The sequence below is a fragment of the Amycolatopsis sp. NPDC028719 genome, from assembly GCF_055565395.1.
In genome coordinates, this window is the sequence record NZ_JBVHUL010000004.1 from 840242 (window position 1) to 866532 (window position 26291).

Annotated in this window: 25 protein-coding genes; 13 read left to right on the plus strand and 12 right to left on the minus strand. The window is 70.6% G+C overall.

The features are described from left to right. Positions 1–94 precede the first annotated feature (94 nt). Entirely contained in the window at positions 95–1021 is a 927-nt protein-coding gene (locus ACZ4TR_RS22575; protein WP_465288852.1) for an effector-associated domain 2-containing protein, read from the minus strand. A 118-nt stretch (positions 1022–1139) separates the two neighbouring features. Between ACZ4TR_RS22575 and ACZ4TR_RS22580 the strand changes: the two genes are divergently transcribed. Beyond that, a complete protein-coding gene (locus tag ACZ4TR_RS22580) occupies positions 1140–2345 on the plus strand; it encodes a low temperature requirement protein A (protein ID WP_465288853.1) in 1206 nt (401 codons plus the stop codon). Here the strand turns inward: ACZ4TR_RS22580 and ACZ4TR_RS22585 are convergent. Beyond that, on the minus strand, positions 2340–3164 hold the full coding sequence (locus tag ACZ4TR_RS22585) for a helix-turn-helix transcriptional regulator (protein WP_465288854.1): 825 nt from the start codon (positions 3162–3164) through the stop codon (positions 2340–2342). The two genes, ACZ4TR_RS22580 and ACZ4TR_RS22585, sit on opposite strands and share 6 nt — an antisense overlap. 100 nt (positions 3165–3264) lie before the next feature. Between ACZ4TR_RS22585 and ACZ4TR_RS22590 the strand changes: the two genes are divergently transcribed. The 5 genes from ACZ4TR_RS22590 to ACZ4TR_RS22610 all read left to right on the plus strand — a co-directional run bounded on the left by ACZ4TR_RS22590 (position 3265) and on the right by ACZ4TR_RS22610 (position 7823). Then, entirely contained in the window at positions 3265–4119 is an 855-nt protein-coding gene (locus ACZ4TR_RS22590) for an SDR family NAD(P)-dependent oxidoreductase (protein ID WP_465288855.1), read from the plus strand. Positions 4120–4161: 42 nt separating this feature from the next. After that, complete coding sequence (locus ACZ4TR_RS22595) at positions 4162–5457, plus strand: acyl-CoA dehydrogenase family protein (protein WP_465288983.1); 1296 nt, start codon at positions 4162–4164, stop codon at positions 5455–5457. A 20-nt stretch (positions 5458–5477) separates the two neighbouring features. Beyond that, positions 5478–6680 (plus strand): acyl-CoA dehydrogenase family protein, encoded by a 1203-nt coding sequence (locus ACZ4TR_RS22600; protein ID WP_465288856.1) that lies wholly within the window; start codon positions 5478–5480, stop codon positions 6678–6680. Positions 6681–6728: 48 nt separating this feature from the next. Further along, a complete protein-coding gene (locus ACZ4TR_RS22605; protein ID WP_465288857.1) occupies positions 6729–6950 on the plus strand; it encodes a hypothetical protein in 222 nt (73 codons plus the stop codon). A gap of 93 nt (positions 6951–7043) precedes the next feature. Beyond that, positions 7044–7823 carry an N-acetylmuramoyl-L-alanine amidase gene (locus tag ACZ4TR_RS22610; RefSeq protein WP_465288858.1) on the plus strand — a complete coding sequence of 260 codons (780 nt, stop codon included), beginning with the start codon at positions 7044–7046 and terminating at the stop codon, positions 7821–7823. Here ACZ4TR_RS22610 and ACZ4TR_RS22615 read toward each other — a convergent pair. The 3 genes from ACZ4TR_RS22615 to ACZ4TR_RS22625 all read right to left on the minus strand — a co-directional run bounded on the left by ACZ4TR_RS22615 (position 7812) and on the right by ACZ4TR_RS22625 (position 10403). Continuing rightward, positions 7812–8873 (minus strand): alpha/beta fold hydrolase, encoded by a 1062-nt coding sequence (locus ACZ4TR_RS22615; protein WP_465288859.1) that lies wholly within the window; start codon positions 8871–8873, stop codon positions 7812–7814. The genes ACZ4TR_RS22610 and ACZ4TR_RS22615 overlap by 12 nt on opposite strands. 112 nt (positions 8874–8985) lie before the next feature. Beyond that, positions 8986–9831: an SDR family oxidoreductase gene (locus ACZ4TR_RS22620; RefSeq protein ID WP_465288860.1), complete on the minus strand. Its 846-nt coding sequence runs from the start codon at positions 9829–9831 to the stop codon at positions 8986–8988. Positions 9832–9890: 59 nt separating this feature from the next. Further along, positions 9891–10403 (minus strand): GNAT family N-acetyltransferase, encoded by a 513-nt coding sequence (locus tag ACZ4TR_RS22625; protein ID WP_465288861.1) that lies wholly within the window; start codon positions 10401–10403, stop codon positions 9891–9893. A 105-nt stretch (positions 10404–10508) separates the two neighbouring features. Between ACZ4TR_RS22625 and ACZ4TR_RS22630 the strand changes: the two genes are divergently transcribed. The 3 genes from ACZ4TR_RS22630 to ACZ4TR_RS22640 are packed head-to-tail and all read left to right on the plus strand — an operon-like array spanning position 10509 to position 12805. Further along, the gene (locus ACZ4TR_RS22630; protein ID WP_465288862.1) at positions 10509–11093 is read left to right on the plus strand and encodes a YbaB/EbfC family nucleoid-associated protein; all 585 of its coding nucleotides are present in this window, start codon (positions 10509–10511) and stop codon (positions 11091–11093) included. 15 nt (positions 11094–11108) lie between these two features. Next, positions 11109–11444, plus strand: coding sequence for a hypothetical protein (locus ACZ4TR_RS22635; RefSeq protein WP_465288863.1), 336 nt, complete (start codon positions 11109–11111; stop codon positions 11442–11444). After that, complete coding sequence (locus ACZ4TR_RS22640) at positions 11441–12805, plus strand: hypothetical protein (RefSeq protein ID WP_465288864.1); 1365 nt, start codon at positions 11441–11443, stop codon at positions 12803–12805. The genes ACZ4TR_RS22635 and ACZ4TR_RS22640 overlap by 4 nt, the downstream gene beginning before the upstream one ends. 59 nt (positions 12806–12864) lie before the next feature. Here the strand turns inward: ACZ4TR_RS22640 and ACZ4TR_RS22645 are convergent, their stop codons facing one another. From ACZ4TR_RS22645 to ACZ4TR_RS22660, 4 genes are all read right to left on the minus strand, one after another. Continuing rightward, the gene (locus ACZ4TR_RS22645; RefSeq protein WP_465288865.1) at positions 12865–14019 is read right to left on the minus strand and encodes an acyl-CoA dehydrogenase family protein; all 1155 of its coding nucleotides are present in this window, start codon (positions 14017–14019) and stop codon (positions 12865–12867) included. Continuing rightward, the gene (locus ACZ4TR_RS22650; RefSeq protein WP_465288866.1) at positions 14016–16001 is read right to left on the minus strand and encodes an acetyl/propionyl/methylcrotonyl-CoA carboxylase subunit alpha; all 1986 of its coding nucleotides are present in this window, start codon (positions 15999–16001) and stop codon (positions 14016–14018) included. Before ACZ4TR_RS22650 ends, ACZ4TR_RS22645 begins: the two co-directional genes overlap by 4 nt. Before the next feature lie 5 nt (positions 16002–16006). Continuing rightward, the gene (locus tag ACZ4TR_RS22655; RefSeq protein ID WP_465288867.1) at positions 16007–17620 is read right to left on the minus strand and encodes a carboxyl transferase domain-containing protein; all 1614 of its coding nucleotides are present in this window, start codon (positions 17618–17620) and stop codon (positions 16007–16009) included. Between the two features lie 136 nt (positions 17621–17756). Further along, positions 17757–18569, minus strand: coding sequence for an SGNH/GDSL hydrolase family protein (locus ACZ4TR_RS22660; RefSeq protein WP_465288868.1), 813 nt, complete (start codon positions 18567–18569; stop codon positions 17757–17759). A 153-nt stretch (positions 18570–18722) separates the two neighbouring features. Between ACZ4TR_RS22660 and ACZ4TR_RS22665 the strand changes: the two genes are divergently transcribed. Together ACZ4TR_RS22665 and ACZ4TR_RS22670 are read left to right on the plus strand one after the other, a co-directional pair. Beyond that, a complete protein-coding gene (locus tag ACZ4TR_RS22665; RefSeq protein ID WP_364523357.1) occupies positions 18723–19313 on the plus strand; it encodes an SACE_7040 family transcriptional regulator in 591 nt (196 codons plus the stop codon). A 46-nt stretch (positions 19314–19359) separates the two neighbouring features. Continuing rightward, a complete protein-coding gene (locus ACZ4TR_RS22670) occupies positions 19360–19860 on the plus strand; it encodes a hypothetical protein (RefSeq protein WP_155541161.1) in 501 nt (166 codons plus the stop codon). A gap of 70 nt (positions 19861–19930) precedes the next feature. Here ACZ4TR_RS22670 and metX read toward each other — a convergent pair whose 3' ends face one another. Both metX and ACZ4TR_RS22680 read right to left on the minus strand, forming a co-directional pair. After that, positions 19931–21052, minus strand: coding sequence for a homoserine O-acetyltransferase MetX (gene metX, locus ACZ4TR_RS22675; RefSeq protein ID WP_465288869.1), 1122 nt, complete (start codon positions 21050–21052; stop codon positions 19931–19933). Further along, positions 21049–22359, minus strand: a complete 1311-nt coding sequence (locus ACZ4TR_RS22680) for a bifunctional o-acetylhomoserine/o-acetylserine sulfhydrylase (RefSeq protein WP_465288870.1) — start codon at positions 22357–22359, stop codon at positions 21049–21051. The genes metX and ACZ4TR_RS22680 overlap by 4 nt, the downstream gene beginning before the upstream one ends. 146 nt (positions 22360–22505) lie before the next feature. On the opposite strand from ACZ4TR_RS22680, the gene rdmE reads away from it, so the two are divergent. Further along, the gene (gene rdmE / locus ACZ4TR_RS22685) at positions 22506–24053 is read left to right on the plus strand and encodes an aklavinone 12-hydroxylase RdmE (protein WP_465288871.1); all 1548 of its coding nucleotides are present in this window, start codon (positions 22506–22508) and stop codon (positions 24051–24053) included. Here the strand turns inward: rdmE and ACZ4TR_RS22690 are convergent. After that, positions 24050–24670: a class I SAM-dependent methyltransferase gene (locus ACZ4TR_RS22690; RefSeq protein ID WP_465288872.1), complete on the minus strand. Its 621-nt coding sequence runs from the start codon at positions 24668–24670 to the stop codon at positions 24050–24052. The genes rdmE and ACZ4TR_RS22690 overlap by 4 nt on opposite strands. Positions 24671–24719: 49 nt before the next feature. Here ACZ4TR_RS22690 and ACZ4TR_RS22695 point away from each other — a divergent pair, with 49 nt between their 5' ends. Continuing rightward, the gene (locus tag ACZ4TR_RS22695) at positions 24720–26276 is read left to right on the plus strand and encodes a PucR family transcriptional regulator (protein ID WP_465288873.1); all 1557 of its coding nucleotides are present in this window, start codon (positions 24720–24722) and stop codon (positions 26274–26276) included. Positions 26277–26291: the final 15 nt, after the last annotated feature.

A 26291-nucleotide genomic window follows, 5' to 3' on the forward strand; every position in this document is an offset into this window, starting at 1 on the left:
CGACACTGATGGCTCACCCCCTCGCCGGCCGTGCCGAAAAGGCGATTTTACCCAGCCGGTGGTCTCCGGACGGTGGACAAATCATTGACAACAGTCAGCTCGGCGAACTCAGGATTATCTCGGCCAGTGCGGCGACCTGCGGAGATTCCGGTTCGATCGTCTTGATCGCGTCGAGGAGGTCATCAAGACCGTTCGTGAAACGCAGGCACGTCCGCGCCAACGCGATGACGTGCAGGCGGTCTTCGGCGTGGTACGGCACGACGTTGGCGATTTCCCGGCGAGAGAACAGTTCCAACAAGAGCCGACGGCCGTCGGTGGTGCGCACGCACGGCACCGCGAGGAGCGCCTCCACCAGTGCCGGGAACGCATCTCGCCGCGCCGCCGCGGGAGCGAACGCCGGTGTGAAGCCGTTGGTGGCGATGGTGCCGTCGATGACCGCGCCGAGGAGGCGGAGCCAGGCCCACGCGGGCGCCTCCCCGGCTTTGACCTTGACCGGGATCCGGCGGTACGACCCCGGCTCGGCGGCCGGGTCTTCGCGGACGACGTCCTGGTAAAGCAATTCCGATGCGATCACCGCCAGGTCGGCCTCCGCTTCTTTCTGCGCTGCCTTGGCTTCCGGGGCGTCGAGGATGCGGAAGGTGAAGCTCACCGCCTTGCTGATCCGCCCGTGGCTGCCCTCCGCCACTTCACCCGCATGCAACGCCAAGCGGAGCCGGACCTGAGCCCCCGGCGCGTGGAGATGGTTGTGCCGACGCAGCTCGTCGCGCATGCGGCCGGGGAACTCGGCGACGAGATCCGCCTTCGCGATGTCCGGGGGCAGGAGAATCATCGCGCCGTCGCCGGTGTTCTCGACGAAGCACGAGTCCCACGGGATACCCGTCTCGGCGAACGACGTGCGCAGGACCCGCCACAAACCCTCGTGCACCTCGCGCAGGTGTGCCATGGTGCGGCTCGGGTTGTTGTAGCCGGCGATGTCGACGGCCATGATCGTCCGGTGCAGCGCGGCAGCATACGAAACCACGACACCCACCTCCCCGTCCCGCACTCATTGTCCCAGACGTATGCACGCTCGGCCATGTTCGCGCAGGGCGTTACCGGGAAACCGGTCCTCCTTGTCCTTGTTTCGTCCATAATTCGGCGTGCCCACGAGACGCCTGCACCTGGTTAGCGCGGATGAGGACCACCGCGTCTCCACCATCGAGCTCTTCTTCGACCTGGTCTTCGTCTACGCCATCACCCAGACCACCCAGCTGATGGCCGACCACCTGAGCCCCCTCGGGGTCGGGCAGGGGCTCGCCATGCTCGCCGTCCTCTGGTGGTGCTGGTGCTCCTATGCCTGGCTCGGGACGACCATCCACGTCGACCACGGGATCGCGCGGCTCGCGATGTTCGGTGCCATGGCCGTCATGTTTCTCGTTTCGCTCACCATCCCTGAGGCCTTCGTCGACTTCCCCGGCGGGCTCTACGCTCCCGCGCTCTTCGTCGTCTGTTACGCGCTCGTGCGGCTGCTGCACCTCGTCGCCTACCTCGGCGCCGCGCGGCATGATCCCGGGTTGCGCAAGGTGCTGCTCAAGATGTTCGTCGGGCTGCTGCCGAGCGTTGCGCTGCTCTCCATAAGTACCGTGCTGAGCGGGCCGTGGCAGCTGGGGCTGTGGGTCGTCGCGCTGCTGGCCGACTACCTCAACGTCTACCTCGCCGGACCCGATGGCTGGCGGCTGAACTCGCCCGCGCACTTCGCCGAGCGGTTCGGGCTGATCGTGATCATCGCGCTCGGGGAGTCGATCGTCGCGATCGGCATCGGGATCGGGGCATTGCCCATGTCGTGGCTGGTCGTCGGGGCCGCCGTGTGCGGGCTCGCGCTGGCCGCCGGGATGTGGTGGACCTACTTCGACGTCGTCGCGCGCGTCTCCGAGCACCGGCTGACCCAGGCCACCGGCACCGAGCGCGCGAAGCTCGCCACCGATTCCTACACCTTCCTCCACCTGCCGCTGATCGCCGGGATCGTGCTCGTCGCCCTGGGCCTGAAGAAGTCCTTCCTCTACATCGCCGACACCGAGCACCACACGCCCGGCGAGGCACTGCACGGCGTGCCGATCTGGACGCTGACCGGCGGCCTCGCGCTCTACCTGATCGCGCTGAGCGCCCTGCGCAAGCGCAACCTCGGCAGTTGGAACGTCCAGCGGCTGGCCCTCGGCATCCTGCTGGTCGCGGCGACGCCGTTGCTGGAGCACGTGCCCGCCGCCGTGCTGCTGCTCGTCGTCGCCGCGCTCGTGCTCGGGCTCATCGGGTTCGAACGCCTCCGGTTCGCCGAGTGGCGGCGGCAGGTGCACACCGAGCACTCATAAGAGCTCCGGGCCGACGACCGACAGCAGCTGCAGCTTCTCGGCGGCCTCGGTGCCGGGCGTCGCGGTGAAGACCAGCAGCACCTGGGCGAAGTCGTCGGTGTGGAGCAGCTGGCAGTCGAGCGCGATCTCGCCGAAGCCCGGGTGCACGATCGTCTTGCGCCGCTCGAACGGCACCGCGACCTCGTGCGCCTCCCACAGCTTCGCGAACTCCGCGCTCTTCGCCGCCAGCAGCCGCGCCAGCTCCGCGGCCCGGGGATCGCTGCCCGACGACGCCCGCAGGCTCGCCACCAGGAACCGGGCGTGGCGCGCGCGGTCCGCCGGCGGGTAGAGCAGCTGTTCCGCCGGGTCGGTGAACCACCGGTAGGCGGCGCTGCGCGCGGGCCCGGCGTGACCGGTCTCGTCCCCGAGCAGTGCCTGGGCCGGCCGGTTCTGCACCAGCGTCTCGCCGAGGTTCGACATCACCTGCGCGGGCGTGTCGTGCAGCCGGTCCAGCACGCGCATCAGCGCCGGGCTGACGTGGTCCGCGCGCGACACGCGGGACGGCGCCGTGTGCCCGGCCAGCCGGAACAGGTGGTCGCGCTCGTCCAGCGTCAGCCGCAGGCCGCGGGCGATCGCGGCCAGCATCTGCTCCGACGGCCGCGGCCCGCGCCGCTGCTCCAGCCGTGTGTAGTAGTCGGTGGACATGCCCGACAGCGTCGCGACCTCTTCGCGACGCAGCCCGGACGTACGCCGGCGCTGCCCGGGCGGCAGCCCGACGTCCTGCGGGCGCAGGGCCTCGCGGCGGCGGCGCAGGAAATCGGCTAGTTCGGCACGGTCCACGTCGTCGATTATCGGCGCTCTCCCGGCCGGTGCCAGGGATCGCCGATCCCCCGATCGGCGCGCTCTGCCACGACGCCCGCGCCGCGGCGACGCTGAGGCCATGACCACCTACCTCATCACCGGGGCCGGCGGTGGCCTCGGCGCCATCACCGCCCGCGAACTCGCCGCCCGGGGTCACCGGGTCGTCCTCGCCGTGCGCGACCCCGCCCGCGTCACGCCGCCGCCGGGCAACACCGAGGTCCGGCGCCTCGATCTCGCCGACCTGGCCTCGGTGCGCGAGTTCGCCGCGGGCTGGACCGGCAACCTCGACGTCCTGGTCAACAACGCCGGCGTCATGGCCGTGCCGTACGGGAAGACCGCCGACGGCTTCGAGACGCACATGGCCGTCAACCACTTCGGCCCGTTCCTGCTGACGAACCTGCTGCTGCCGCACCTCGGCGGACGGGTCGTGACCGTGTCGTCCAACCTCGCGCGGCGGGGGAAGATCCGTCTCGACGACCTGAACTGGGAGCACCGCCGCTACTCCGCGACGGGGGCGTACGCGCAGTCGAAGCTGGCGAACCTGCTGTTCACCCAGGAGCTGCAACGGCGGCTGACCGAGGCCAAGAGCGAGGCCCGGGCCGTCGCCGCGCACCCCGGCGTCGCGCGCACCGGGCTCGACCGGCACTACGGCGGCGTGCAGGGCCTGGCACTGAGGGCGCTGTACCCGGTCCTCGCGCAGAAGAAGGCGGAGTACGGCGCGCTGCCCATCCTGTTCGCCGCGACGGAGGACGTGCCGGGCAACGCCTACGTCGCCCCGGACGGGCGGTCGGGTGGCCGTCCCCGGCTCGAACGGCGCCAGGACCACGGCGACGCCCGCGAGCTGTGGGAGATCTCGGCCAGGTTAACGTCCGTTAACTCAGCCCCGGACTGGCGCTATCCCGGCCCACCGGATAACCTACTGACGAGTAGGTAACGGATGGAGGGCCACATGGCTGCGCCAAGGAAACGGGACGCGATGGGCTGGGGCCTTTCCGCGCTGACCCGGCTGGCCGGGAGCAAGGTCGTCGATCGGGCGGGGCTGCGCAAGCCCATCGAAGGCCTGGTCACGGCGGGGACGCGCAACGGCTTCCGCGTCGCCGGCGCGGCGACCCGGTCGTTCAAGTCGGTGCAGAAGCTGGGCAAACCCGCCCGGCTCGCGCCGGCCGGCGACACGGGGCTGTTCGACCTCACGCCGAGCGAGGACCAGCAGCTCATCGTCGAAACGGTGACGGAGTTCGCCGCCGAGCAGCTGCGCCCGGCCGCCGCGGACGCCGACGCCAAGCTCGAGGCGCCCGAGGGTCTGCTGACCCGGGCCGCCGAGCTGGGCATCAGCCTGGTCGGCATCCCCGAGGAGCTCGGCGGCGTCGGCACCGAACGCTCGGTCGTCACCAACGCGCTCGTCGCGGAAGCGCTCGCGCACGGCGACCTCGGCCTGGCCGTGGCCGTGCTCGCGCCGTCCGCGGTGAGCACCGCACTGGTCAGCTGGGGTGACGAGCAGCAGCAGGCCGACTACCTGCCCGCGTTCGTCGGCGAGAACGTGCCCGCCGCGGCGCTGGCGCTGCAGGAGCAGAAGGCGCTCTACGACCCCTTCAAGCCCGCGACGAAGGCGCGTCGCACGCCGAAGGGCTACCAGCTCGACGGCGTGAAGTCGCTGGTCCCGCGCGCGGCGCAGGCCGAGCTGTTCATCGTGTCGGCCGACCTCGAAGGCCGCGGCCCGGCACTGTTCCTCGTGGAGTCGTCGACCGCCGGCGTGACCATCGAGTCCGAGCCGGCGATGGGCCTGCGCGGCGCGGCGACCGGCAAGCTGCACCTTTCGAGCGTCGCGCTGCCTGCGGGTGCGCTGCTCGGCGGCGGCAAGCTCGACGTCTTCACCGACCTCGTCCGGCTGTCGCGGCTGGGCTGGGCGGCGCTCGCCGCCGGCACCGCGAAGGCCGTCCTCGACTACGTGGTGCCCTACGTCAACGAGCGGACGGCGTTCGGCGAGCCGATCAGCCACCGGCAGGCGGTCGCGTTCTCCGTCGCCGACATCGCGATCGAGCTGGAAGGCCTGCGGCTGGTGACACTGCGCGCCGCGGCACGGGCCGAGCAGGGCAAGTCCTACGCCCGCGAAGTCGCGCTGGCGCGGAAGCTGGCCGTGGACAAGGGCATGCAGATCGGCAGCGCGGGGGTGCAGCTGCTCGGCGGGCACGGCTTCGTCAAGGAGCACCCGGTCGAGCGCTGGTACCGGGACCTGCGCGCCATCGGCGTCATGGAAGGCGCCGTCCTTCTCTAGCCTTCGGAAAGGCGTTAACGATGATTAACCTGGAAGCTCCCAAGAAGGCCGGCGCGCTGATCAACCAGGCGTACCAGGCCGCGGCCGAGGTGTTCCGGCCGATCTCGCGTAAGTACGACCGCGCAGAGCACACATACCCGAGCGAGCTGGACATGTTCGCGGCGCTGCTGGACGGGCTCAACTCGTCCGGCGAGGGCGGCGCGGGCGCGGCGGGCGTCCGCCGGTCCGGTCCCGACAAGGAAAAAGGCAACCGCAACGGCGCGAACCTGAACGTCGTCCTCGGCACGATCGAGATGTGCTGGGGTGACGTCGGCCTGCTGCTGTCGATGCCGCGCCAGGGCCTCGGCAACGCGGCGATCGGCTCGGTCGCGACGGACGAACAGCTGGAGCGCTTCTCCGGCATGTGGGCGGCGATGGCGATCACCGAGCCGTCGTGCGGTTCGGACTCGGCGGCCATCACGGCGACCGCGCGCCTCGACGGCGACCACTACGTGCTGAACGGCGAGAAGATCTTCGTGACGTCGGGCGAGCGCGCGGACGCGGTGGTCGTGTGGGCGACGCTGGACAAGTCCAAGGGCCGCGCGGCGATCAAGTCGTTCGTGGTGGAGAAGGGCACGCCGGGCTTCGAGGTGGTGCGCGTCGAGCACAAGCTCGGCATCCGCGCTTCGGACACGGCGGTGCTGCGCTTCGAGAACTGCCGGGTCCCCAAGGAAAATCTCCTGGGCACGCCGGAGATCGACACGGCCAAGGGGTTCGCGGGCGTCATGCAGACGTTCGACAACACCCGTCCCCTGGTGGCGGCGATGGCGATCGGCGTCGCGCGGGCGGCGCTGGACGAGACGCGTCGCATCCTCACCGAAGCCGGCGTCACGATCGACTACGACCGTCCGGCGAACTCCCAGCACGCGGCGGCGGCGGAGTTCCTGCGCCTGGAGGCGGACTACGAGTCGGCGTACCTGCTGACGCTGGAATCGGCGTGGATGGCGGACAACCGCAAGCCGAACTCCCTGCAGGCGTCGATGGCGAAGGCCAAGGCGGGGCGCTCGGTGGTGGAGATCGCGCTGAAGTGCGTCGAGCTGACCGGGGCTTACGGCGAAGAGTCTTTGCTCGAAAAGTGGGCTCGGGACGCCAAAATCCTCGACATTTTCGAGGGGACGCAGCAGATCCAGCAGCTGATCGTGGCTCGGCGCATCCTCGGGAAGTCCTCCGCCGAACTGAAGTGAAGCGCGAAACGGTCGGCCTCCGGTACCCTCGCGGTCCGGAGGCCGACCGTGACTGAACCCACCGAGACCGACCACCCCGTCGTGCATGCGCCCGACGACCCGACTCCCATCAAGACGCCCGAAGAATGGGACGCCGAAGGCTGGGACGCCGACCGGCAGGGCCCGAAGAACCTCGACGAAGCCCGGGAAGCGCTCGCCGCCCGGATCGCGGCTCCTGATGCGCCCGATACCGAAGCCGAAGCCGGTGCCTACGACGCTCTGGAGGGCTGATCGGTGTACGTTCCCTGGCTCGTCGATGCCGCTCGCAGCACCGGTTACCCCGTCGTCGAAGTCCCCGGGTGGCAGACCCGGGGACACGGGGGCATGCGCGTCGTCGAAGGCGTTGTCGGGCACCACACCGCCACCGCCGACTCCGCGCCCGGTGACTACCCCTCGCTCGACATCGTCACCCACGGCCGCGCCGATCTCGCCGGGCCGCTGTGCAACCTGGGGCTCGGCCGCAGCGGCACCATCTACGTTGTCGCCGCTGGATGTGCCTACCACGCCGGTGCGTCGCGGTGGCTCGGGTTCCTCGACGTCAACGACGAGTTCCTCGGCATCGAAGCCGAGTCCGCGGGCGCCGGCGGCTGGACCGACGCCCAGCGGGACGCCTATCCGAAACTCGTCGCCGCGCTGCTGCGGTACATGTCCCGCGGTCTCGATCGCTACGCCGGGCACAAGGACGTCTGCGTGCCGCCCGGCCGCAAGATCGATCCGGTCGGCATCGACACCACCTGGCTGCGCGAACGCGCCGCCAACCCGACCGTTACCCGGCCCGACGCGAGCGTCGAGATCCTCGAGCGCATCACCGTCACTCCGCCGGACGCGGGCGAGAACATCGTCCGCGTCTTCCTCGCCGGCAGCCCCGGCGGGGCGATCGTGGTCCGGCCCCGGCTGGCCGGTGACGGCTTCGCACGGCCGATGTGGGTGTCGAACATCTACGCGTGGGGTTCGGATCACGCGGGCGTCGGCCACAACCCCGGGCAGATCCCGGGCCACGACCCGAAGCTGACGTCGCACCGGCGCTACGACCTGCCCGGCGCGGTGTGGGCGGACGTCCGCTACAGCGCCGCGGAGCCGTTCGAGATCGACTTAGTCGGCTGACGCCTGGTCGTCGAGGAACTCGTCCAGGTAGCGCCACGTCGTGCCGCGCGCCTTGCGGCCGGTCAGGACGCCGAGGTGCCCACCCGGCGCCGTCTTGAAGCGGACCTCCGGGGCCTTGTCCAGCAGCTCCACCACCCGCTCCACCGACGGCCGCGGCGCGATCGTGTCGTTCTCGCCCGCCACCACCAGCGTCGGGACCCGGACCGACGACAGCGAGATGATGCGGCCGTTGAGGTCGACCTTGCCTTCGGCGAGGTCGTTCGTGCGGAACAGCCGGTGGTACAGCTGACCGAACGTGCGGCCCGGGTAGGCGTACATGTTGCTCATGAAGTGGTCGACCGCCTCGATCTGCGCGAGGTAGTCGCGGTCGTCGAGGTGCGAGAGGATCGCGATCGGCTTCGTGATCTCCTTGCTGATGCCCGTCGCGCGGAACACGCGGCTGACCAAATAGGACGGTGCGCCGCCGAACGCGCGGTAGATCGGCGTCAGCAGGTGGCCGTTCGTCAGGTCCACCAGCGGGCGGAACGGCGCGACGATCGGGATCGCCGTGAAGTCCACCGGGGAACCGATCGCCGTGATCGACGCGATCGGCAGGTCCGGCCGGTCCGCGTTCACCAGCAGCGAGAAGATCCCGCCCAGCGACCACGACACCAGGTGCACGGGCTGGCCGCCGGCGTCCGCGCTCACTTTGCGGATCGCCCGCGGCAGGACCTCGTCGATCCAGTGCTCGATGCCCAGCCGGCGGTCCGAGAAGGCGACCATGCCGTAGTCGACGAGGTAGGCGTTGCGACCGCCCTCGACCAGGTGCTCGATGAGGCTGCAGCCGCGGCGCAGGTCGAAGCAGATCGCCGGCGCGGCCAGCGGCGGCACCAGCAGGATCGGCGGCCCGGACACCGGGCGGCTGCTGTGCGTCATCCGGTAGACCGAGCGGTTGGGTCCCTGGTCGATCAGCACCCGCGGCATCGGGCGCAGGTCGGCGACACCGCCGTGCAGCACCTTGCCGACCACGTTCGACGCGGCGGCGGCCAGCCGTGCGGGCGGTGAAACCATTTCCTCGAGCCTCCTGCGACGTCCCCGGGCACTTCCGGTCAATCTTGCCCGGTCAGGCCGGTTGACTCAACACCGCCCACGTCCAAATCGGACAGTGGCTGGGCCGTCCGAGTTACTCCGTGCCCGCCCCGGGTGCGCTCTCGGCGGCGCGCGCCTCGTAGTCCGCGCGAGCCGGGGAATGGGCCGCTGAAGCCAAAAGCTGGTCCGCTTTCAACGCGCGCGCGAGCGCTTCGCCGGCTCGTCGCGGCAGCAGCCGGGTGAGCTTGCCCATAGTGCCCACGGATCGGGGCACGAAGACCTCGAAACGAGGTTTGCGCAGCGTGGAAACGATGGCGTCGGCCACGTCTTCCGGGCGCGAGGACTTGAACAGCTTCGCTTCCCCGAGCCCGCTCGCCAGCTCCGTCCGGACGATCGCGGGCATCACGCACGAGATGTGCATCCCGGACCCGTGCAGCTCCAGGTGCACCGCCTCGGACAGCCCGACGACGGCGTGCTTGGTCGCGCAGTACGTCGCCGCGCCGGGGAAACCGGCCTTGCCCGCGAACGAAGCGACGTTCACGATGTGCCCGGACCGCCGCGGCCGCGTCCGCTTCATCGCTTCGCGGGTGCCGTGGATGACCGCGTGCAGGTTGATTTCGAGCTGACGCCGCGTCGTCGCGTCGCTCTCCTCCTCGAGGTGGGCCAGCGGCATGATCCCGGCGTTGTTGATCAGGACGTCGATCCGGCCGTGCCGGCGTTCGACCTCGTCGAGGAACTCGGTGAAGCCGCGGATGTCGGTGACGTCCAGCGGCAGCGCCTCGGCGTCCAGTTCCCCGGCAGTTTTCTCGGCCCGGACCTGGTCGAGGTCGCCGATCACCACCCGCGCGCCCAGCCGGGACAGCGCCGACGCGGTCGCCGCGCCGATCCCCTGCCCGCCGCCGGTGATGACGACGACCTTGCCCGCGAGATTCTCGGCCATGGCGACTCCTTCGTCTGTTGGCACCGCGTCAACAGTGTCACCCCTGGTCCGGGATCCCGCTACCCCACGCGGTGCTCCAAGACCTGCCCGACCCACTCGTCGACGTGGAACCGCACCGTCGGCTTGAAGCCCTGGCTCTCGTAGTAGCGCTGCAGCTCGCCGTCGCCGCCGGCCCAGCAGTCGACGCGCACGAGGTCGATGCCGCGCCGCCGCGCCTCGTCGAGGGCGTACTCGATGAGCCTCCCGCCGACGCGCCTTCCGGTGAATCGCCGGGACGTGATCAGCAATCGGACATACAGTTCACGCTCGTTAACCGGCGGTACATGCGGGTCGTGCTCTTCGGAGACAATCAGCGCACCCGCCGGCTCGCCGTCGACCACCGCGATGCGCAGGCCCGGGTCCGCGGCCATCCCGTTGACGCGCTCGACGCGCTTCGGGACCCGGCTCCACGGCTCGGTCCCCCACTGCTTCGAACTGCCGCGGGCGACGAGCCATTCGACGGCCTCGTCGAAGAAGCCCAGCAGCGTGTCAGCGTCCCCGGGATCACCCGATCGGATGACGGTGGTGTCCATGCCCTTGTTTACCGCACCACGCGTACGCGCGGGCCGACTTCGGCGATCCACGCCGCGTTAAGCCGTCGGCTCGGTTCACGTCATCCGAGCTTCAAGGAGCGCTGATTGACTTTCGCCGTTCCCCACCTCTCTCGCGACGAGGACGAATTGACTCAGTCAGTGCCCCCGGGCGATCCGTTGGCCGCGTTCACCGTCGAACTCGAAGAAATCCGGGCAAAGGCCGCAACAGCACAGGAAACGCTGCGATCCGCAACCGCCAGCGTGCAGTCGCCGGACGGGGCGGTCTCGGTGACCGTCGGCCCCAGCGGCGTGCTGCAGGACCTCCGGTTCGGCCCCCGCGCGTACGAACGGCCCCCGCAAGCCTTGTCCGGCCTCGTGATGCAGCTGATCGGCAAGGCGCAGCAGAAGGTCTCGGCCCAGGTCGCCGACGCGTTCAGCGGCATGGTCGGCGAGAGCTCGGCCGCCCGCGAACTGCTGGACGAGTTCCTGCCGGCGCCCGAGCCGGACGCGGGACCACCGCCGGACAAGAACGACGTGTTCATGCCGGAGCAGGAGGCCGACGACCGTCCCCCTCGGCCCCCGCACCGCCCGCCGCAACCGCCGCAACCGCCGCAACCGCAGCGTGACCAGCCGCGTCGTCGCCCCCGGCCCGCGCCGGACGAGGACGACGGCGAAAGCAATCCCTGGTAGCAGGAGGAGAAACCCGTGGTATCCGGAGAAGGCTTCTCGGTCGATCCGGCCGAGCTGCAGAAGTTCAGCCAGTTCCTGTCGGGCACCACGCAACCGGCGGTGCAGGACGCCGCGAACCGGATGCAGGCCGCGAACGGGTTCGACAACGCCGCGTTCGGCATCCTGCTCGCCCAGGTCCTCGCCGTGCCTTCGCGGGTCACGATGGCCGTGATCACCGGGGAGATCACCAACCTCGTCGGCGACATCGGCAAGTCCGCGGCCGACGTGAAGAAGGCCGCCGAGACGTACGCGACCCACGACTCGACCACGGCGCAGGGTTTGAGCACCTTCGAAACGGAGCTGGGCAAGTGACCGTTCCCATCACGGCGTCGAACTCCACGACCGGCGCCGGCGTCTTCGACAGCTGGAAGCAGGTCGGCGACTCGATCGGCAAGGTCCAGACCGAGCACGGTGGCGACCTGGCGGCCGTCAGCGTCGAACTGGGCATCAACGTCATCAGCGCCGTGCTCGACACCGTCGCCTTCGCCATGGACCCGCTGGCCAAACTGATCGCGGCCGGCCTGGGCTGGCTGATCGAGCACGTCTCGTTCCTGAAGTGGCCGCTCGACCAGGTCGCGGGCAACCCCTCGGAAGTCACGAAGGTCGCCAACGAGCTGCACAAGATCGGCGAGTCGCTGCGCAACACCGGCACCGAGCTGGACGAGACGCTCAAGTCGACGATCACCCAGTGGCAGGGCAAGGGATACGACAGCTTCCTCAAGTCGATCAACGACCGGAAGGGCTGGATCGACGCCAACGCCAAGGCGGCCGACGTCGCCGGCTACATGGTCGAAACCACCGGAGCCCTGATCGGCGCCGTCCGCTCGCTGATCCGCGACATCATCACGACGATCCTCGGCGACATCATTTCGACGATGCTGATCGCGCTCGCGCTCGCCATCCCCACCTTCGGCGCGTCGATCGCCGTCGGGGTGACCAAGTGCGTCGCGACCGTCTCGGTGCAGGTCGCGGCGATGATGGCGAAGCTCGCCAAGGTCGTCGCCTACGCCGGCCGCACGCTGGCGCGGCTCACCGGCCTGTCGAAGCTGGTCAAGGGGAAGCCGGGCTCCTCCTCGAGCGCGGGGCACGAAATGACGCCGATGCCGCCGCCGGGCACCGCGATCACCCACAACGGCCCGCCCACCAGCGGCGGCGCCACGCCCAGCACGCGGCCCCCGGGCGACGGCACGACCCCGAACTTCTCGCGGCCGCTGCCCCCTCCGGGCACGGCGGTCACGCACGACGGTCCTGGTGGGGGCGCCACACCGAGCACGCGGCCTCCCGGTGACGGCACCACGCCGAACTTCTCGCGGCCGCTGCCGAAGCCGCCCGAGCCGCCGCCCGCGCCGAAGCCGCCGTCCCCGCAGTCGCACCTGAGCGAACACGACTTCCCGATGATCAAGAAGCACGAGGACTGGCTGAAGACCAAGTTCGGCGACAGCTACAAGAAGATGAAGTTCGTCGACGACTGGCTGAAGGCCAAGGCCCCGGACTACTACCCGATGCTGAAGGCGCTGTCCGACGCGAAGAGCTCGAAGAACTTCGTGGGCTGGGCGGGCAAGGACATCGTGCAGGTCGACCGCGGGCTGACCGACATCCAGATGCAGGCGGAAGCCGCCTGGGCCGAGGAAGACAAGAAGCAGCAGGAACAGCAACAGCAGCAGCCGCACTAGAAAGCGTCGTGAAGGCCTCCTTGCCGGTCATGAAGCCGGTAAGGAGGCCTTCACGGCTTTCAGGCGACGCCGAGGTGGCGCGAGATCAGCATCTTCTGGACCTCGCTCGTGCCCTCGCCGATCTCCAGGATCTTCGCGTCGCGGTAGAAGCGGCTCACCGGGTACTCGTTCATGAACCCGTACCCGCCGAAGATCTGCGTCGCGTCGCGCGCGTTGTCCATGGCCGCGTTCGAGGCCACCAGCTTCGCGATCGACGCCTCCTTCTTGAACGACTCGCCGCGCAGCATCTTCGACGCCGCCTGGTAGTACGCCAGGCGGGCCGTGTGCGTGCGGACCTCCATGTCCGCGATCTTGAACTGGATCGCCTGGTACTCGCCGATCCGCTTGCCGAACGCGACGCGGTCCTTCACGTACTGCAGGCACTCGTCGACGCAGCCCTGTGCCAGACCCACTGACAGCGCGGCGATCGCGACCCGGCCTTCGTCCAGAATGGACAGAAACTGCGCGTACCCGCGGCCGCGCGTGCCGACCAGGTTCTCCGCCGGGACCCGGACGTCCGAAAAGGACAGCTCGTGCGTGTCGGAGCAGTTCCAGCCGACCTTGGAGTACTTCGGCGCGACCTCGAAGCCCGGCGTGCCCGACGGGACGAGGATCGCCGAGATCTCCTTGCGGCCGTTCTCCATCACGTCCGTCACGGCGGTGACCGTGACCAGGCGGGTGATATCCGTGCCCGAGTTGGTGATGAAGGCCTTGCTGCCGTTGATGACCCAGTCGTCGCCGTCCTGACGCGCACGCGTGCGGGTCGCGCCCGCGTCCGAACCGCCGCCCGGCTCGGTCAGGCCGAACCCGCCCAGCGCCGTGCCCGCGCACAGGTCGGGGAGCCACTTCTCCTTCTGCTCCTGCGTCCCGAAGCGGAAGATCGGCATCGCGCCGAGGGAAACGCCGGCTTCGAGGGTGATCGCGACCGACGAGTCGACGCGCGCGAGTTCTTCCAGCGCCAGGCACAGCGCGAAGTAGTCACCGCCCATGCCGCCGAACTCCTCGGGGAACGGCAGGCCGAACAGGCCCATCTCGCCCATCTTCGCGACGATCTCGTACGGGAACTCTTCCTTCTCGTACAGTTCGCCGATGACCGGCGCGACCTCGGCGTGCGCGAAGTCCTCGACGGTCTTGCGGAGGGACTCGTACTCCTCGTCCAGGCGGAAGTCGATCACTGCTGCTCCTCTTGGGGCGTGACTACGGCAAGGGTTTCGTCGAGCGCGACCTGTTGGCCGGCCCGGACGGGGAGTTCGCTGACGACACCGTCGATCGGCGCCGTGACCGTGTGCTCCATCTTCATCGCCTCGACCACCAGCAACGGCGTTCCGGCCTTCACGACGTCTCCCGCGGCGACCTTCACGACGAGCACCGTGCCCGGCATCGGGCTGGTGACCGGCCCGGCACCGGCGGCCTCGCCGCGCGACGACAGCACGAACTCCTGCTTCCCGAAGGGAAAGCTCAGTCCGTCGCGGGCCAGCCACACCGTCCGATCGGGACCGCAGGCCTGCCGGTAGCGGTCGAACCCGCCGGCGCGGCGGATCTCGAGCACGTCACCGTCGCGCCGGGCCGAAACCCGGACCGGTTCGGCGTCGTCGACGACGACCGTCGCGTCGGCCGGCGTGCCGTGCACCCGCACAACGGCCTTGACCTGCCCAGACTTCAGGCGGAACGTCACCCCGCCGGACCCGCCCATGCGCCAGCCGTCCGGCACGTCCCACGGGTCCACGACGGGCCCCGGCGGCTGCAGTTCCAGGAACCGGTCCAGTGCGGCCGCGACGAAGAACTCGGACGGCACGTCGGAGGAGACCAAAGTGGACAGCCGCCGGTCGACCAGCTCGGTGTCGAGCCGACCTTCGCGCACGTCATCATCGGCCAGCAGCCCGCGCAGGAACGCGGTGTTGGTGCCGACGCCCAGCACGGCCGTGTCGGCCAGCGCCCGGTCCAGCCGGTGCAGCGCGGCCGCGCGGTCCGGTCCCCAGGCGATGACCTTGGCCAGCATCGGGTCGTAGTTCGAGCCGATCACCGCGCCGCGCGTCATCCACGAGTCGACGCGGACACCGTCGCCGGCCGGCTCGTGCACCGCCAGCACCGTCCCGCCGGTCGGGATGAACCCCCGCGCCGGATCTTCGGCGTACACGCGTGCCTCGACGGCGTGTCCGGTCAGGACGACGTCTTCCTGCGCGACGGAAAGGTGTTCCCCCGCCGCGACCCGGACCTGCCACTCGACCAGGTCGAGGCCGGTGACCAGCTCGGTGACGGGGTGCTCGACCTGCAGCCGGGTGTTCATCTCCATGAAGAAGAACTCGTCCGGGTCGTGCGCCGACATGATGAACTCGACGGTGCCCGCGCCGACGTACCCGACCGAGCGCGCGGCTTCGGCGGCCGCCGAGCCCATCTTCTCGCGCGTGGCTTCGTCCAGCAGCACCGACGGTGCTTCCTCGATGATCTTCTGGTGCCGCCGCTGCAGGCTGCACTCGCGCTCGCCGAGGTGGATGACGGTGCCGTGCTTGTCGGCCATGACCTGGATCTCGATGTGCCGCGGCGTCGTGACGAACCGCTCCATCAGCAGGGTGTCGTCGCCGAAGGACCCCTTGGCCTCGCGCCGCGCCGACTCGATGGCGGCGTCGAGTTCGGACTCTTCGTGGACCAGCCGCATGCCCTTGCCACCGCCCCCGGCGGACGGCTTGAGCAGCAGCGGGTAGCCGACCTTCGCGGCCGCCTCGGCGAACCCGCCGGCGGGGATGTCCACGTCGGACGCGCCGGGCACGACGGGCACCCCGGCCTTCGACACCGTCGCCTTGGCGCGGATCTTGTCGCCCATGGCCTCGATCGCCGCGACCGGCGGGCCGATGAACACGAGCCCGGCCGCCTCGCAGGCCCGCGCGAACTCCGCGTTCTCCGCCAGGAAGCCGTAACCCGGGTGCACGGCCTGCGCCCCCGTCGACACGGCGGCGTCCACGATGGCCGGGATCGACAGATAGCTCTTCGAAGCCTCGGCCGGGCCGATCCGGACGGCGGTGTGCGCCTCACGGACGTGCCGCGCGTCGGCGTCGGCGTCGCTGTACACCGCGACCGCGCGGATGCCGAGCGCCCGCAGCGTGCGGATGACCCGGACCGCGATCTCGCCGCGGTTCGCGACCAGCACTGAGTCGAACATCTGCCTCACATCCGGAAGACGCCGTAGTTGACATCGGACAGGGGCGCGTTGGCCGCGGCCGAGAGCGCGAGGCCGAGCACCGTGCGGGTGTCCGCCGGGTCGATCACACCGTCGTCCCACAGCCGCGCCGTCGAGTAGTACGGGCTGCCCTGCGCCTCGTACTGCTCGCGGATCGGGTCCTTGAACGCGTCTTCGTCCTCGGCGGACCATTCGCCGCCGCGGGCTTCGATCGAGTCGCGGCGGACGGTCGACAGCACCGACGCCGCCTGCTCGCCGCCCATCACCGAGATCCGCGCGTTCGGCCACATCCACAGGAACCGCGGCGAGTACGCCCGGCCGCACATCGAGTAGTTGCCGGCCCCGAACGACCCGCCGATAACGACCGTTAACTTCGGCACCCGCGCGCAGGCCACCGCGGTGACCATCTTCGCGCCGTGCTTGGCGATGCCGCCGGCCTCGTACGCGCGCCCGACCATGAAGCCGGTGATGTTCTGCAGGAACAGCAGCGGGATCGAGCGCTTGTCGCACAGTTCGATGAAGTGCGCGCCCTTCATCGCGGACTCGGCGAACAGCACGCCGTTGTTCGCGACGATGCCGACCGGGTGACCGTGGATCCGGGCGAACCCGGTGACCAGCGTCGAGCCGTATTCCTTCTTGAACTCGCCGAACCGGCTGCCGTCGACGATCCGCGCGATCACCTCGCGTACGTCGTACGGCGTGCGCGGGTCGGTCGGGACGACGCCGTACAGCTCGGCGGGGTCGATGGCCGGCGCTTCGGTCGGCAGGACGTCCCACGGACGCGGCGTGCGCGGGCCGAGCGTCGAGACGATCTGGCGGACGATCCGCAGCGCGTGCGCGTCGTCGTCGGCCAGGTGGTCGGTGACGCCGGACTGGCGCGAGTGCACGTCGCCGCCGCCGAGCTCCTCGGCCGTGACGACCTCGCCGGTCGCGGCCTTCACCAGCGGCGGGCCGCCGAGGAAGATCGTGCCCTGGTTCCGGACGATCACCGCCTCGTCGCTCATCGCGGGGACGTACGCGCCGCCCGCGGTGCACGAGCCGAGCACCGCGGCGATCTGCGGGATGCCGCGCGCGGACATCGTCGCCTGGTTGTAGAAGATCCGGCCGAAGTGTTCACGATCCGGGAAGACCTCGTCCTGCCGGGGCAGGAAGGCGCCGCCGGAGTCCACCAGGTAGACGCACGGCAGGTTGTTGTGGAGTGCGACCTCCTGGGCGCGGAGGTGCTTCTTGACCGTCATCGGGTAGTACGTGCCGCCCTTGACGGTGGCGTCGTTGGCGACGACCACGCACTCGCGGCCGGAGACGCGCCCGATCCCGGTGATGATCCCGGCGGACGGCGCCTCGTCGTCATACAGTCCGTTCGCGGCCAGCGGCGAGAGCTCCAGGAACGGCGAACCCGGGTCGAGCAGCGTGTCGACGCGGTCGCGCGGCAGCAGCTTGCCGCGTTCGACGTGCCGCGTGCGCGACTTCTCGGGCCCGCCGAGGCGGGCGGCGGACAAGCGTTTGCGGAGGTCCTCGACCAGCTCCGCGTGGGATGTGGCGTTGCGGGCGTAAGCCTCGCTGCCCGGGGCAGCAGACGTCCCCAGTGCCGGCGTGTCCATGGGCTCCCTCGACGTTAGCGGTCGTTAACCTCCGGCTCGATGTTAGCGACCGCTAACGTGAGTGTCCAGTCGCCGGACGCCGTGAAGGCCACCCCGGGCACGCCGGGATGGCCTTCACGACCGGAGGGGACCGGGGTCAGCCGATGGCGCCCCGCAGCGGGGCGTAGTAGCCGCCCGACTGCCCGGCCGCGGTCGGGTGGTAGGACTCGATCACCGGCCAGGTCAGGCTGTGCAGGTAGTCGTCGGCCGAGGAGCAGATGTTGTGCCCGACGAACGACGACCGGACGTCGACGAACGTCGCACCCGCCGACGCCGCCCGGGACTGGATCACCGACGCCAGGGTGTCCGCGCCGGAGTTGATCGCGGACCGTTTGGTGTCGCTGAGCCCGACCCAGCAGGAGCCGGGCACGGTGTAGAAGCGCGGGTAGGACAGGACGACGAGCTTGGCGCCCGGAGCCTTGGCCTTGATCGCGTTGTAGGTGTTGGTCAGCAACGCGGGCAGGGTGTTGTTGACGTAGGTCTTCGCGGTGTTGACGCGGGCCGTGCAGGTCGCGTCGCTGCCGAGGGTGCAGGTCTGGATCACGTCGCTGAAGCCGGCGTCGTTGCCGCCCACGGTGACCGTGACCAGGGTCGCGTTGGAGGGAATGGAATTCGCCTGGCTGATGACGTCCCCGGTTTTGGCACCGGAGCAGGCCAGGAAGGTGAACGACGTGCCGCTGTGGGCGTTGGTCCACAGCTGCGGGTACGAGTTGGAGCTGCGGTAGCAGCTCCCGGAACTGCCGTAGCTGCCGGCCCCGACTCCCGAGGAGTAGGAGTCGCCGAGCGCGGCGTAGACGGTCCCGGCGGCGTGGGCGAGGCCCGTGACGCCGAGAGTGGACAGGACGACGGCCCCGAGAGCCGTGCTCAACCTCAGCAGGAAACGTCGCGACAGACGGATCGGAACCCCCATGGGCCACTCCTTTGTGACAGAACCGACCCCGAAAGCACAGCATGTGGAAGCTCCACGAGGAACCCCTAGTTACCTGTAAGTAACCCACTCGGCTCACACCGGAAGACGGGAACAGTGTTAGCGCTCGCTAACCTGCGCCTCTAATATGGCCGGATGCCGGCCAACCCCACTCCTCTAGTGAACGGCGAGAAGGCCAACAGACGCGAGCAGATCCTGTCCGCGGCCGCCGAGCTGTTCGCCCACCACGGGTTCCACGGTGTCGGGATCGACGACATCGGCGCCGCCGTCGGGATCTCCGGGCCCGCGCTCTACCGGCACTTCCGCAGCAAGGACGCGATGCTCGGCGAGATGCTGAACTCGATCAGCCGCTACCTGCTCGAGGGCGGCACGAGGTGGGCGAGCCGGCCCGGTGACGCGGACGACACGCTGGCCGGGCTCGTGGCGTTCCACGTCGGCTTCGCGCTCGCCCATCCGTCGTTGATCACTGTTCAAGAGCGCAACCTCGCGAACCTCACCGACGCCGACCGCAAGCAGGTGCGCGCGCTGCAGCGCCAGTACGTCGAGGTGTGGGTCCGGGCGATCCGCGAAGCCCTCCCGGAGCTGGGAGAACTGCAGGCGCGGTCGGCGGCGCACGCGGTGTTCGGACTGATCAACTCGACGCCGTACAACCGCCATCTCGGTGACTCGGAGCTCGCCGAGCTGCTCTCCCGGCTCGCACTGGGTGCCCTCCGCGCCGCCCGATGACCGACCCGGATCAAGGTATCCCCACGATCGCCGTCGCTGGTGTTTGATGGGGCACGTGGATGCGGACTGGAACGAGCAGGAGCTCGTCGAGAAGGCTCAGCGCGCGCTGACGGCGCTGAGCCTCGGTGACGACGCCGAAGCCCTCGTCGAGGTCGCGCCGACGGCCGCCGAACCCCAGGCCCGCGCGGACGAGACGAAGGCGTTGATGCTGCTGCTGTTCGGCGAGTGCAGCGCGATGGTCTCCACCCTCGGCGACGGCGGCAGCGCACCGGTGAAGGTCCAGGTCTTCGACGAAGACGGCGAAGAGGTCTCGATCGACCAGGCCGACCCACCGGTCCGGACCGCGGTCCGCACGCTGCTGGCGGAGGTCCACGGCAACACCGAGGCGGCGCAGGAGCAGGTGGAGATCGCCCTGGCCAACGCGGCGCCCGACGAGGTGGACAGCCTGGTGCTGCAGGCGCTGCGGTGGACGATCCGGCTGTCGGTCGAGTGCCTGGACCGGGACCTCCCGGTGGCGCCCTGGATCTCGGAAGCCGTCTCGGACTAGGCCGGCCGCGGCGAACGGACGATCGGGGCCAGGTACAGCTCAGCCGGCCCGCCGCGCCTGGGAGAGCGCCTCACCGACCCAGCAGCGCCTTCGCCAAGGACGCGATCTGACCGGTCTCGATGAGGAACGAGTCGTGGCCGTACGGCGAGGAAACCACCGACGCCTCCGACACGCCCGGGATCCCCTCGGCGAGTTCCGCCGACTGGTACAGCGGATAGAGCCGGTCGCTGTCCACCCCGCCGATCACCGCGCGGGCCGTCACCCTGCCCAACGCCGCCGCGACGCCGCCGCGGTCGCGGCCGACGTCGTGGGTGTTCATCGACTCCGTCAGCACCAGGTAGCTGTTCGCGTCGAACCGGCCCGCCAGCTTTTCGGCGTGGTGGTCCAAATAGGACTCGACGGCGAACCGGCCGCGCCGCAACGGGTCCTCGTCACCCTGGTACGAGCGGCCGAACCGCTGGGCCAGCTCCGGCTCGCTGCGGTAGGTGACGTGCGCGATCCGGCGCGCGATACCAAGCCCCCGAAACGGCCCCGAAGGTGCCGAGTAGTAGTCGCCGCCGTGGAAGAACGGGTCGCTGCGGATGGCGTGCAGCTGCGGCGCGGCCCAGGCGATCTGCTCGGCCGACGCCCGCGCCGTCGACGCCAGCACCAGCACCGACGCCACGCGCGAGGGAAACGTCACCGCCCATTCCAGCGCGCGCATCCCGCCCATGGACCCGCCGACGACGGCCGCCCACCGCGTGATGCCCAGGTGGTCGGCCAGGACCGCCTCCGACGCCACCTGGTCCCGCACGGTCACGACCGGGAACCGGCTGCCCCAGGGCTTCCCGTCGGGATCCGGGGACGACGGGCCCGTGGATCCCTGGCACCCGCCCAGCACGTTCGGGACCACGACGAAGAACTCGTCGGTGTCCAGGGCCTTCCCGGGCCCGATCAGGCCGTCCCACCAGCCCGCGCCGGGGTGCCCCGGCACGAGCGGGCCGGCCGCGTGGCTGTCGCCGGTCAGCGCGTGCTCGACGAGGACCGCGTTCGACGCGTCGGAGTTCGGCGTCCCCCAGGTTTCGTAGGCGAGGGTGAACGCGGGCAGCACGCCACCGGCCTCGAGCGCGAGCGCGCCGGGGCCGGTGACGAACTTCCGGCGGCCTGGCGGATCACCGATCCGCCAGGCGCCGGTGACGAGCCCAGCCGTCACAGTTCCGCCTTGGCCGCCCGGAATCCGGCCTCCAGGTCGGCCTTGAGGTCCTCGATCCCCTCCAGCCCGACGGCGATCCGGACCAGGCCCGGCGTGACGCCGCTGGCGAGCTGCTCCTGCGGCGCGAGCTGGCTGTGCGTGGTGGACGCCGGGTGGACGATCAGGCTGCGGACGTCGCCGAGGTTCACCAGCTGGCTGTGCAGCTCGGTGCCGTCGACGAACTTCCGGCCCGCCTCCACGCCGCCGCGCAGGTCGAACGACAGGACCGCGCCCGCGCCGCGCGGCAGGTACTTCTGCCCGGCCTCGTAGAAGGGGCTGGACGGCAGGCCGGCGTAGTAGACCTTCTCGACCTCGTCACGCTGCTCGAGCCACTCGGCGAGCGCCTGGGCGTTCGAGACGTGCCGCTCGATGCGCAGCGACAGCGTCTCGATGCCCTGCAGGATCAGGAAGCTGTTCAGCGGGGCGATCGCCGCACCGGTGTCGCGCAGGAGCTGCACGCGCGCCTTCGCCGCGAACGCGCCCGGGCCGAGCGCCTCCCAGTACTTGAGACCGTGGTAGCTCGGGTCCGGCTCGGTGAAGCCCGGGAACTTGGCCGGGTCCTTGCCGAAGTCGAACGTGCCGCCGTCGACGAAGACGCCGGCGATCGTCGTGCCGTGGCCGCCGAGGTACTTGGTGGCCGAGTGGATCACGACGTCGGCGCCGTGCTCGATCGGGCGCACCAGGTACGGCGTGGGGATGGTGTTGTCGACCAGCAGCGGGACGCCGGCCTCGTGCGCGACGTCGGCGACGCCGCGGATGTCGAGGACGTTGCTGCCCGGGTTGGCCAGCGTCTCGGCGAAGAAGAACTTCGTGTTCGGCCGGACGGCGGCGCGCCACTGCTCGAGGTCGTCCTGGTCGTCGATGAACGTGACCTCGATGCCGAGCTTCGGCAGCGTGTAGTGGAATAGGTTGTAGGTGCCGCCGTAGAGCGACTGGCTGGACACGAAGTGGTCGCCCGCGCCCGCGAGGTTGAGGATCGCCGCCGTGGTCGCGGCCGAGCCGGACGCGAACGCCAGCGCCGCGACTCCCCCTTCGAGCGACGCGACGCGCTGCTCCAGCACGTCCTGCGTCGGGTTCATGATCCGCGTGTAGATGTTGCCGGGCTCGGCGAGGCTGAACAGGTCGGCGCCGTGCTGGCTGTCGCGGAAGACGTACGACGTCGTCTGGTAGATCGGCGTCGCCCGCGCGCCGGTGGCCGGATCCGGCGCGGCGCCCGCGTGGATCTGCCTGGTCTCGAAGGACCACGCCGAGGTGTCGTCCGCGCTCATCGGTTTTCTCCTTGCGGCTCAAGGGGTTCGTCCGGCTCGACGCTACTTGGGCCGAACGGAGTACCCAACCGTTCCCACGTCCTGGGAGCGTACCGCTCTTGCCTCGAAGATACCTTTGCTTCTAAGATATTCGAACAGGGAGATTTATGGACTGGGAGGAAATCATGACGGAGCGGGTGCAGGTGCTGGTCGTGGGGGCCGGACTGGGCGGGCTGTCGGCGTCGCTGTTCCTGGCGCGGGAGGGAGTGGACGTCCTGACGGTCGAACGGCACGCCGGAACGTCGGTCCACTCGCGGGCCGCCGGGCAGAACTGGCGCACGATGGAGCTGTTCCACTGGGCAGGAATCGACCGCGAGGTCCTGGACGTGAGCCCGCGGGCGTCGCAGGGGCTGCGGATCACCGTCGCGACCAGCCTGGCCGGGCGTGTCCTGCACCGGCTCGTGAAGGACGGCAGCGAGTTCGACGTCTCGGCCTCGACGACGATGCCCGCCGGCATGGCCGGGCAGGACGTCGTCGAGCCGATCCTGCTCGCGCACGCGGAGAAGGCCGGCGCACGGGTCCGGTTCCGGACCGAGCTCGTCGAGCTGACGCAGGACGACGACGGCGTCACCGCGACGCTGCGGCACCGGGACTCGGGCGAGGAGACGGTGGTCCGCGCGGACTACGTCGCCGCCGCCGACGGCGGGCGCAGCGGCATCCGGGCCCGGCTGGGCATCGGGACCACCGGGATGGACGCGCTGAGCCACTGCCTCGGCGTCGTGTTCGACGCCGACCTCGGTGACCGCGTCCAGCCCGGCGTGACCGACCTGTTCTACCTCCAGCACCCGGACTTCACCGCCGGGCTGGTCAACACCGACGTGCCGAACCGGTACGTCTTCGCGCCGGACTACTTCCCGGACCGCGGCGAGAGCCCGGCCGACTTCGGCCACGACCGGCTGGTGTCGATGATCCGCTCGGCGACCGACCTGCCGGAGCTGGCGCCGGAGATCGTCTGGACCGGCTCCTGGGAGATCGCCGCGCGGCTGGCCGACCGGTTCCGGGCCGGCCGGGTGTTCCTCGTCGGCGACGCGGCGAAGGTGACGCCGCCGACCGGCGGCCAGGGCGGCAACACGGCGGTCGGCGACGGCGCGGACATCGCGTGGAAGCTCGCCGCGGTGCTGCGCGGCGAAGCGGGCCCGGCGCTGCTCGACACGTACGAGGCCGAGCGGCGGCCGATCGCGCGGATGATCATCGACACGTCGCTGCACAACATGAAGCAGCGGATGCACCCCGGCCTCGACGTCTCCGGGATCACCCCCGCCGAGGACCCGCTGAACGCCGTCCTCGGGTTCCGGTACCGCTCGTCCGCCGTGCTTTCGGAGGAGCCGGACGACGGCGCGCGGGTCGAGGACATCCACGCGCCGACCGGCCGTCCCGGCTTCCGAGCGCCGGGTCTCGCGTCCACTGTGGACCTGCTGGGGCACTCGTGGGTGCTGCTCTGCGCGGGCGACGACTCGACATGGGCTCAGGCCGCTTCCGACGCGGGCGTCGACTGCCACGTCCTCGACGACATGTTCGCCTCGCGCTACGGTCTCTCGGCGGGCGGCGCGTCACTGGTGCGCCCGGACGGCATCGTCGCGTGGCGGGCTCCGGAGCCGGTCGGCGACCCGGCGGGCGAGCTGCGGCGGGTGCTGGACGCGGTGCTGTCGCGCTAGCGGCGGCCGAGTACCCAGTGGAAGGTCGCCGGTCCTTCCGGCTCGTGCATGGTCACCGGCTCGTCGACGACCAGCGTGAAACCGGCGGCTTCGAGGAGCCGCCGGTTCTCCGCCGGCGCGTGGCTGCTGAAGAACATCGGCGTGCCGAGCCAGTCGTCCTCGACGCCGTTCGCCTCGCTGCAGCCGAGCGCGGCCAGGAACCAGCCACCGGGCCGGAGCCAGCGCGCGATCCGCGTGAAGAGGGCACCCTGCTCCTCACGCGGCACGTGCAGCACCGAGTAGAACGCCGTGACGGCGTCGAAGCACTCGTCCGGGAACGACACCTCCGCCATGTCGCCCTTCTGGAACCGCGCGCCGGGGACATTGCGCCGGGCGAGGTCGAGCTGTGCCGCGGAGACGTCGAAGCCGAGGACGTCGTGACGCTCGGCGAGCAGCTTCGTGCAGGGCACGCCCGCGCCGCAGCCGAGGTCGAGCACTTCCGCTCCGTCTTCGAGCCGGTCGGTCAGCTCGGCCAGGAAACGCAGCCGGGGATCGTCCGCGATGCGCGCGCTCCACTCGAGATACCGCTCCGCCGAGCTGTCATAGCCGGATTCGACGATCCGCCGCGCGTCGCTCACCGTCCGACCCTACCGAGCCGTCCAGGGGTTTCTCGGCCAGAATGAGCCCGTGGTGTCGGTGCGCAGCGTGGTCGACCGGGTGGGGCCGACGCTGCTCCACGCGCTTCAGGTGCCCGACGACTCGCCCGCCGTCGCCGACGTCGTCATCGCCGAGCCCAGCGGGGCACTCACCCTCGCCGCCGGGGATCTCGTGCTCGGGGTCGCCACCACCGGGTCCGAAGACGCGGCCCAGCTCGTGAAGCGGAGTGCCGAACAGGGCGCCGCCGCCGTGTTGCTCAAGCCGCCGCTGGCCGCGAAGCCGGCCGTCAAGCGCGCCGCGAAGGCCAGCGGGATCGCGCTCGTCCAGGTGCACGCCGCGACGTCGTGGGCGCAGCTCGTCTGGCTGCTGCGGACCGTGCTCGACGCCCTCGCCGACGAGTCCGAAGACCTCGATCCCGGCTCCGGCGACCTCTTCCGGCTCGCCGACGCCGTCGCGTCCGTCGTGGACGCCCCGGTCACCATCGAGGACACCAATTCCCGCGTGCTCGCCTACTCCGCGCGCCAGGACCTCACCGACCCCGCCCGGGTCGCCACGATCATGGGCCGCCGCATCCCCGACGACGTCCTCGCGCGGTTCCGCTCGCGCGGGGTCTTCCGCGAACTGTCGCGCGGCCGGCAGACGATCTTCGTCCCGGCCCAGCGCGACGGCACGCTGCCGCGGCTGATCGTGCCGATCCGGATGGGCGGCGAGCTGCTCGGGTCGATGTGGGCGGTCGTCGCCGGGCCGGTGTCCGACGAGCGCGCGGCCGCGTTCGCCGACGCCGCCCCGGTCGTCGCGCTGCACCTGCTGCGCCGCCGCGCGCACACCGACGCGCAGCGCCGCGCGTCGGCCGAACTGCTGCGGGGCGTGCTCGAAGGCCGGGCGAACCCGCGCAAGGCGATGGCCGAGCTGGACCTGTCCGACGAGCCGCACCGCGTGGTCGCCATCGAGGTCACCGGCGGCGACGGCCGCGACGCCGAGGGCCTGCGGCTCGCGTTGCTCGAGCGGATCTCCCAGGGCATCGGGCGCCGTCCGGTGGCGACCGAGCTGGGCGGGCTGCTCTACGCCGTGGTCCCCGACCGGCCAGGCCCCGGCGGCTGGGAGGAACTACGCGACGCTCTCGCCGGGACGGGACCCTCCCGGCGCAATGGCGCCGCGCGCGCCGCGGCAGGCGCACCCGGGGAGATCGGTGACCTTTCGGCATCGCGCGGTCAGGCCGACGAAGCCCTCGGCCTGCTGCGCGCCGAGGTCCTCGACGAGCGCGTGATCACGTTCGACGAAGCCTGGACGGCGTTGACGCTGCACCGCGGCGCGACGGCGGCGGCCGGGGCGAAGGTCGCCGAGCTCGGCCCGCTGGGCGCCCTGCGCGCGCACGACGAGACGGGCAAGGCCGAGTACGTCGAGACGCTCTACGAGTGGCTGCGCCACCCCGGCGACCCGCGCGCGGCGGCGCGCGAGCTGCGGATCCACCCGAACACCCTGCGGTACCGGATGCGCAAGCTGCTCGAACTGGTGCCGCTGGACCTCGACGACCCCGACGTCCGGCTGGCCCTGATCACCCAGCTCGTCGCGCTGCGCTGGAGCTGACGCACCCGCCCGGCC